The organism is Polaromonas sp. P1_G2 (assembly GCF_056405515.1).
This window is the reverse complement of sequence record NZ_JBFUBY010000194.1, coordinates 1-7,942: the sequence shown is the minus strand read 5'-3', so window position 1 is coordinate 7,942 and position 7,942 is coordinate 1. Positions and strand designations below refer to the sequence as shown.

At 55.8% G+C, this 7,942-nt stretch carries 5 protein-coding genes; all 5 read right to left on the bottom strand.

Translation table 11 applies throughout. From position 1 onward, the window contains the following. On the bottom strand, positions 1-166 hold a 166-nt coding region (locus AC1D0P_RS17950), incomplete at its 3' end, for an AAA family ATPase (RefSeq protein ID WP_477677991.1). Continuing rightward, positions 166-1,893 (bottom strand): restriction endonuclease subunit S, encoded by a 1,728-nt coding sequence (locus tag AC1D0P_RS17945; RefSeq protein ID WP_477677990.1) that lies wholly within the window; start codon positions 1,891-1,893, stop codon positions 166-168. The genes AC1D0P_RS17950 and AC1D0P_RS17945, both read right to left, overlap by 1 nt. Next, a complete protein-coding gene (locus tag AC1D0P_RS17940; protein WP_477677989.1) occupies positions 1,890-4,397 on the bottom strand; it encodes a type I restriction-modification system subunit M in 2,508 nt (835 codons plus the stop codon). The genes AC1D0P_RS17945 and AC1D0P_RS17940 overlap by 4 nt, the downstream gene beginning before the upstream one ends. Positions 4,398-4,417: 20 nt before the next feature. Then, positions 4,418-7,150, bottom strand: a complete 2,733-nt coding sequence (locus AC1D0P_RS17935) for a type I restriction endonuclease subunit R (RefSeq protein WP_477677988.1) — start codon at positions 7,148-7,150, stop codon at positions 4,418-4,420. Positions 7,151-7,180: 30 nt separating this feature from the next. Next, a partial coding sequence (locus tag AC1D0P_RS17930) for a nuclease-related domain-containing protein (RefSeq protein ID WP_477677987.1) occupies positions 7,181-7,942 on the bottom strand: 762 nt, incomplete at its 5' end.

Below are 7,942 nucleotides of genomic sequence, written 5' to 3'. Positions count from 1 at the left end.
GAAATACCTCGGCCACAGCGCGCAGCAAGTTGGATTTTCCGCTGCCATTCACCCCCACCACAAAGCGAATGGCGCATTCACGGGCCAGCGGCGAACCGCTGGCAAAACACACCTTGATGTCGGAGATCGGTGGGTAGTTCTTCAGGTGCAAGTAGCGCAGACGCATTACTCGAGCTCCTCATCTGTACTGCGCGCCAAAGCCGTCCGTAAGGTCTTCACGTCTGCCATGCGCGCGAATTCTTCCGGTCGCAGGGGACGAAAGGCCTTTAGGTAGTCGTGCTCCCCGCTATCCGGGTCTTGCTTAGGCAGGGTGAWTTTGGCGATCAGCCCCAGCGCCGCCAATTGGCTGAGGGAACGGCGGATGCGATTGCCGTGGGACTGGCCGAAGGCTTGCAAACGCTCGGTCAAGGCCGCGTCGTCGCAAAAGCGGGYAAATATGTCTGGGTCTTCCACCAACAAGGGCAGGCCACTTTGTTGGCAATATTCGGTGAAGGCCGCCAGTACCTGACGCTGGAACTCACTGAGCTCACCCAGTAACCAGTGGCGCGCGGGGCGTGCGGTTAGGTCAGCTTGTGCCGCAAAACTGATTTTGGCTGTTCCGGCCAATGCGACCTTAGTTCCGCGCTCGCGAAGCAGGGTGTCCCGCCTGTGCGCCGCCTCTGCGACTTCGGACGAGTGCAGCTCGCGCCAAGCGGCTGTTGCATCGCCTGTGAGTGCCTCTATCTGCAACACTTCCTGCATCGTAGAAAACTGCTCCCTAGCCACCCGCGACTGCTTAAACAAGTCCAGCAGGCCTGTTAGGCGCCTAGAAAACTCTTGCTGCAACGTGGCAGGTGGCTTTGGAAGTTGTATGCCGCGAACGATGTCCAGGTTAAGGTTCTCTTGCTGCCCTCCACGCCCCAGCGCTCGCACAGCTTCGTAAGAAAGTTGCAGCCAGATCCAAAGGTAGTCCGGAATCAGTTCATCACTTGGCAACAATGCTGCACAAGCCTGATTGCACGCAGCATCGATCAACAACTTTCCTGTGCGTCCTCGCGTCTGCCCTTGCCCATACATGGCCAACATAATCGTTTGTTTGGGATAAAGCTTGGCATTGCTACGCTGAATGCCGAGCTCTGATACTCGTTCTTCAGTTGTGACGATCAAGCCATCCTTAAGATCAGTAGACTTCACCCAGGCATGGGCAGTCCCATAGCTGTCGGCTTGCTCGCGCGGTGGAGTTCCACCCGTCGCGACGGTGACAAATTTCCCAAGCTTTACGACAGGCCACCGCGCATTGAATTTAGGGTTTGGATCACCAAACATTTCAACGAACAACTGACGCTTGGCTCTGACGAGAAGCTCATCAAAGTCATGTCGAAGTTTCGCCACCTCCTCCGTCTGCCGCAGCAGATCGACAATCCGCTGCTGTTCGGGAAGTGTAGGGAGTGGAATCTTGAACGAGGCGAGTACATCACTTTCGATACCCGCCTGACTTACCCAGCGCTTCGCGCGAGTTTTAGCATATCCCATCGACCACAACAGGTGCAGATAGCAAGCGAGATACTCGGGCAAGGCCAAATCTCGGCATACCCGTAAACGCGTCATGTGGTTAGAAAAAACGAATTCGCCTTCTTTGTCAAAGACTGCGGTTTTTCCTACCCACTCTTCGCTGTTGGTGTTGTTGAAAATCACATCACCGATCGCCAGCGAATAGCGTGCCGTCTCTCTTTCACTGGCTGTGATGTGTTTGATGCCTTCCAAACTGATCTTGCCATCCGGTGTGACGTTGTGCGTACGGATCTGTGGCGTTGTGCCTTCATCTTCATCGCCAGGCTTTTGAGCGAAGCCGGGTTGGATATCCTCAACCACGGCGCGCACCGTGGTCTGTATCCAGGTTTCAGGCAAACTCATGCCCGCCCCTCCACCATCGCCAGCAGCTGGTCCAAGCCTTTGATGATGTCGTGCTCGGTGGTCTTCAGTGCGCCGATCAGCTCAGCCACGCTTTTTTCGCTCTTAAGTTGGGTAAAGTCAAAAGGTTTGTACTGCCCAGCGGACAGGTTCCAGTCGCGGGCCTCGATGCAGTCGGGGTCGAGCAGGCCTTCCTTGAGCGTGCCTTTGTCATCGTAGAGGCCGTCGGCCAATATAGCTTGCACATACGGCGGACGCACCAAGCCGTCGGCATCGTGCGAGCCGATGAGCTGGCCATCTTTACTTTGCCATTCGTCATTGCGCGCCCAGTCGCGCACAGCCACCACCCAGTGCTTGGCAGCCTTGAGGTCAGTGGCCTGGTCGACGGCCAAGCTGCGCAGGGTGACATCGAAGCCATCGACCTTGGCAACTTCGCGGGCAATGACTTCCAGCGCTGCGTTGAGGTCGGCAACCGGCTCATGAGGGCTAAACAGCACCGTGGGCGCTTGTGTGGCAGCGTGCTTGTGATAGGTAAGGCCCGCGTTGAGTGCGTCCTTAACCATGTCCTTCCATAGCTGGAGTGCCGGGCCGTCCTCTGATTCAAAAAAGCGCTGCACATCGCGCGCGGCGCGGTTGAATTCCTGTTGCGGCACCTTGACGGCCTTTTGCCATTCGGCCAATGCTTTGTCGCCGTCCATTTGTTTGACAGCGGTGCCAGCATCTTTCCACTTTTCCCACACAGGCTTGGTCGCTGGTGCAAAGAACGCAATTACTTGGTCATACAGCATTCGACTTGCGCTGTTTCGCACTTGGATTTCGGCTTCTTTGGGATTCCTCGGAATGTCAGGAAACAGCTCGTGAATACCCCAAACCTGACCGTCCCACATGCTGGTGTCAGGCAGCGAGGCAAAGGCTTCACCTGCAGGAGTGAGTTTGTCGGCGGTATCGCGCAGAAGAGCCTGGCGCCAACGCTCGAGGTGAAAGCTGGGTTGCAACAAGGTTTTCTCATTGCGCTTAGCGCCTGAGCGCCCATGGGATATCCACGTCTTGAACTTTTCGAGCGCGTCCCAAAGGTCGTTTTGCTGACCGGGGCGGGCGTTGCGCTTGGCGTCCTTCGAATAGCCATCTTCTTCTACCTCATAGAACCATACGTGTTCACTGAGTGGTACCGCGTTGCTGGGCAAGGTCTGTTTACTATCGCGGCGCGTGACTTTGCGAAAGATCACGATGGAGGTTTTGACACCGGTATAGGGCTGAAACACACCACCAGGAAGGGAAATGATGCCCTCAACCACATGCTCTACAAGCAACTCTCGACGTAGCCGCACATGAGCATCGGTGTTACCGAACAACACACCCTCGGGAATGATCACCGCGCAGCGCCCACCAGTATCCAGCAAGTCGAGCATCAACCATAGAAAAAGCAGCTCGCTCTTATTGGTGATCGATTCGTCTTTCTTCTTGCCGCCGCCGCCGACGCGCGGGAACAATACAGAGTCAGGCTCCAGGTCGCCGCTATCAACCGTTCCGGTAAAGGGTGGATTGGCGAGGACGTATTGATAGGTTCCCGGCTCTAGCAGTTCCTTAAGCTTGGCCTTGCCCTCGCGTCTACTGAGCGAATCGCCCTGCAACAAATGCGGATCGGTCACGTCGTGCAGCACAAGGTTCATCCAGCCGATGCGCGCCATGGTGCGGTCGTTATCTAGGCCAATGAAGTTGGCACCGTTGTGGATAGCCGCGTATTGCTCGGGTGTGGCGGCAGCGCCATCGGTGCGGTGCGGGGTCCCGTCCCATTCCAGCACGAGGTTTTCTTGCGCCGAGTATTTGCGCATCAGATGTTGCTGGGTGCTGAACAAGAAACCACCCGTTCCGGCAGCCGGGTCTATAACGCGCTRACCGGGCTCGGGGTTGAGTAACTCAACCATAAAGCGGATCAAATGACGCGGGGTGCGAAACTGGCCGTTCTTGCCGGCAGTGGCCACTTCGCTCAGCAGATACTCAAAGGTGTCGCCCATGATGTCTTGGGCAGCAGAACCTTCACCGGCGCGGACAAATAGTTGATCAATGGCATCAATGGCGTCGCTCAGCACCTTGCCCTTGTTGGGATCGAGCTGAAAGTAGGCATCGGCCATGCGGTTATGCAGGCTATTAAGTTCGTCGCTACCGGTTGAATCCGCCCCACTAAGCCGGCTTTCGATTGAGCGCAGCCAAGGGAAGACGTTGTCGATCAGGTTTTTAACATCCGTCTTTTCTTCGCGGATGTAGCTCCACTTGCATCTATCCGGCTTCCACTCAGGTGGGTCACTTTCTCGCTTTTCGTAAATAGACACGTAGGGCTTACCCGCCTTTTGAGCTGAAGTAGCGCGGTTGACGTCAATAGTTTGCAAACGCCGCAAGAAAATTAGATATGTGATTTGCTCTACTGCGACGAGCGGGTTCGTAATACCTGCGGCCCAGAAGCGGCTCCAGAGTTCGTCGACTTTTTTCTTAATATGAGGGGCAAGCATTCAGTGGTGTCCTTGATGGTTCAGGCAGCCTCATCCAACAGCTGGCTGGAGAGGTTGATGAGTTCGTCGATGTCCTGCGGCGGAAAAAGTGTTTCCACTCGGCCCACGCGCGATAGCGGCGGCTCGCTAAGCGCAGCGCGGGTAATGCGCCCGTGGCGTAGCACAGCAGCTTTTACAGCCCGCAGGAAGTTGAGTTGGTTGGCACGTAAGTATCCATGAGCGGCAATGAATGCATCAAACGCGGTATTGATGCGCTGCTCGCGGTTGGGCAGATTCGTCCCCTCGCACAGTATGTGACGCAGGACATCGGTCAACGACGCGGCAGGGGCCTCAAAAGCTTTGCGCAAGGTGTCTTCGGTGACGAAGAGATCCGTCTGGTTCAGCGTGTCGCTGATTCGCTCCAGTTCGTCATCGCCCAACTGCTCGCCTTGCTTGAGTTTGGCGAGCTCTGGAAGTTGGTCGGCTAGCCGTCGCACCAGTGCCTCAACCTGCTCGCGATAGCTTTCTGCAAATGCGCCTTCGCCAGTAGGCCCGTAAATGATCCAACTACGCTGGGTGATGCTGTCTGGCAGATTGATTTCGACCGTGTGGCTAGGCGTTGTGGTGCGGAAGCGCATTAGCGGGGCGAATACGGCCTGAAGTGTGGTCAAACGGTCGCCATCCAGGTGTTGCCAGAAGCCAACTGACTGCACCCATGCGCGTTTTTCAGCCACTCGTTGCACCTCAGGGATGTTCTCGGCTAGGCTGCCTACAGCCTCTTGGACGCGTTCGCGCACCTTGGTTTGTTCGGAGGCATCACCCTTGAGCCAGGCAACGGTGAGGCGTTCGCACCAGATGCGAAATTGAAGCTCATCCAGACCAGCAAATGGGGCAAGTCGCATCAAAGGTGCGATGGTCTTGGACAGGTGCTCCATCGCGCTTTGGCTCGGGATCGGCCATTGCGCTACCAATGCATCGAGATCATCCCAATGCGGACGCACATTGATGCTGTGGCGAGGCAACGCTTGAAGCATAGCCAGTAAATCGGCAATAGCTGTTTGTGTTTCTAGCTGTTGGGCATGCAGCAGCTGCCATTTTTCCAGTCGTAGGCGAAAAAGGCGCACCGGTAGCGGTTCGCTGGGGTGATCTACCTCGCCATCGGGTTTGAGTTTGAAATATGCGAAGTTCTTCCAATGGTCGATGATCAGGAAGTCTTTCTTGATCTCGCCTGTGGTCTTATCAGTATGTAGCCGAGTGCCGCGCCCGATCATCTGCCAGAACTTGACTTTGCTGAAAACGGGCTTTGCGAAAACTAGGTTCTGTATAGCAGGAACGTCCACACCCGTATCTAGCATGTCTACCGAGATGGCCACACGCGGCATGGTGCGGTATTTGAAATCGTCCAACGTCGCGTCGGCGCGCTCCATGTGGCTATCGATGATTTCCGCCATGCCTTGGCGTTGCAATTCCGGATACAGGCGGTTAAAACCTTCGTAAAGCCGTTTGGCGTGGGCATGGCTGACCGCAAAAATGATGGACTTGTGCGGCAAGCCGCGCACGTCTTTGCGGCTTTTGTCCATGAACTCCCGCACCATGGCATCGTTAGTGCCCAAGTTGACGATGCCTTTCTCGATATCACTGCCCTCAAAATTCAGCTCCTCTAGCTCTACACCCTGATCGCGGGCCATCTGTTTCAGCGGCTCTGGCAATGCGTCACCCTGAATACCCTGAAGCTGAAAATTGGTTTGCGCGTCGAGTACTCGATAGTTCACCAAGTTCCGGTCAGCAATCGCCTGCTCATAGCTGTAGTAGTAGCTGGGTGCTCCGTCACCACATTCAAACAACTTAAACGTGTTGTGGTCGATGTAGTCAGTCGGAGTCGCGGTCAAACCGAGTTGGATAGCGTCGAAGTGGTCGAAGATAGCTTTGTAGCGCTGGTAGATGGAACGGTGACTTTCGTCGGCAACGATCAGATCGTAGTAACCCACCGACAAGCGCGAATACACCTGCATCATGCTGGGGTAGGTCGAGAACTGGATGCGCGCACCTGAGGTTTCGCCGGACTCGATTCGAGCCAAGCTTTCGCTGGGAAGATGTGACTTGAATTCCGACATTGCCTGGCGCACTAGCTCGCGGCGATCAGCCAGGAATAGCACCCGTTGCACGCGCTTTGAACGCAACAATGTATCTACAAGAGCAATGGTCGTTCGAGTCTTGCCGGTGCCCGTCGCCATTACTAGCAAGAAATTGCGCTTGGCTGCATCCACTCCCTCCGTAACCCGGCGGATAGCTTCGTTTTGGTAGTCGCGGCCGGCGATGTCGGGGTTGATGGAAACGCCGCTCAACGGTTCGGCAAACTGGCGTTGATGTCGCAGTCGTTCCAGATCGTCCCGAGTGAAAAAACCGGAGACTTTTCGTGGCGCGTACCGTTCGCGATCCCAGAATTGAATCTCTTTGCCGTTGGTGAGAAATACGAATGGATCAGTGCCAAATTTGGCTTTGATCGCATCGGCATAGTCCGCAGCTTGACGTTTTCCGGCGATTTCATCTCGGGATGATCGCTTGGCCTCGACTACCGCAATCGGCTTCCCGTCTGAACCGAGAAGTACGTAGTCAGCGAACTGCTCACTACCATAAGCACTATCTGGCTCAGAGGCACTAAGTAAAACCTCTTCAAGCAACGTGCGACGATTCCGAGACCAGCCTGCCTGCGCGAGCTGCTGATCAATCAGATTTGATCGAGTTTCAGCCTCAGTTTTGTCGCGGTAAACCATTGGAGCTGTATTAATACGATTTAGACGGAATCAGGCAAACAACCCTTGATGCTCCCGGCAATACTGCAACCCGCCAAAGCGCTTGGCGTTGTTCCAGCAGAACTTGCCTTCGGGGAAGCTGATCTTCTCACGGCAGTGGGCGCAGATCAGCTTTTTGKCSAATGAGGCGTCGGGCTGTGTGGGCGCCGGGGTGGCGGGCGCTGCTACAAACACTGGCGCCGCGGATTGAGGCTCCATCACGGCGTTAGCCAACTCGGGCTTGGGCTGCATAAAGTCCGGCAGCTCCAGCAGGTCTGGCGGTCGATGCTGGCGCTTGAGCTTCTCGCCCCATTCCTTGATGGTGTCTGGGCTTCGGATGTTGAGCATAGCCTTGAGCACAGCACCTGTACCGATGCGGTCCACCAGCTTTTCATGCCAGGCGCGGAACTGGTCTGCCTTGATGAGAAAGCTGGTGTCAAAGGCCTTGGCGTCTGGCCGCTGAATGATGGCTTGCGGGTGCATCAGCACCACGTTATGGAACTCGGGCAGCTTGTCGGTACGAGTGCTGATTTCAAGCCGTTCCAGCAGCTTGCCCAGGATGCGTGCGTGGCGGCGGCTTTGCTCGTAAGGGGAGGGAATGCCGTAGCGCTCCCTGCCGTATCGCACGGTAAATTCGCCATGGGTGTTGACTTCCAGGTCGCCTGAGTAGTTTTTGGTTTCAATCAGCACCATGTAGCCGGTGCGATTGATGACCAAATGATCAATTTGGGCCACCTCACCATCGATCTTGAACCGCAAGTCGTGCAACAGCAC

Coding starts and splice junctions, on each gene's coding strand:
- AC1D0P_RS17935 (WP_477677988.1), bottom strand. CDS start 7,150: ATGGTTTACCGCGACAAAACTGAGGCTGAAACTCGATCAAATCTGATT.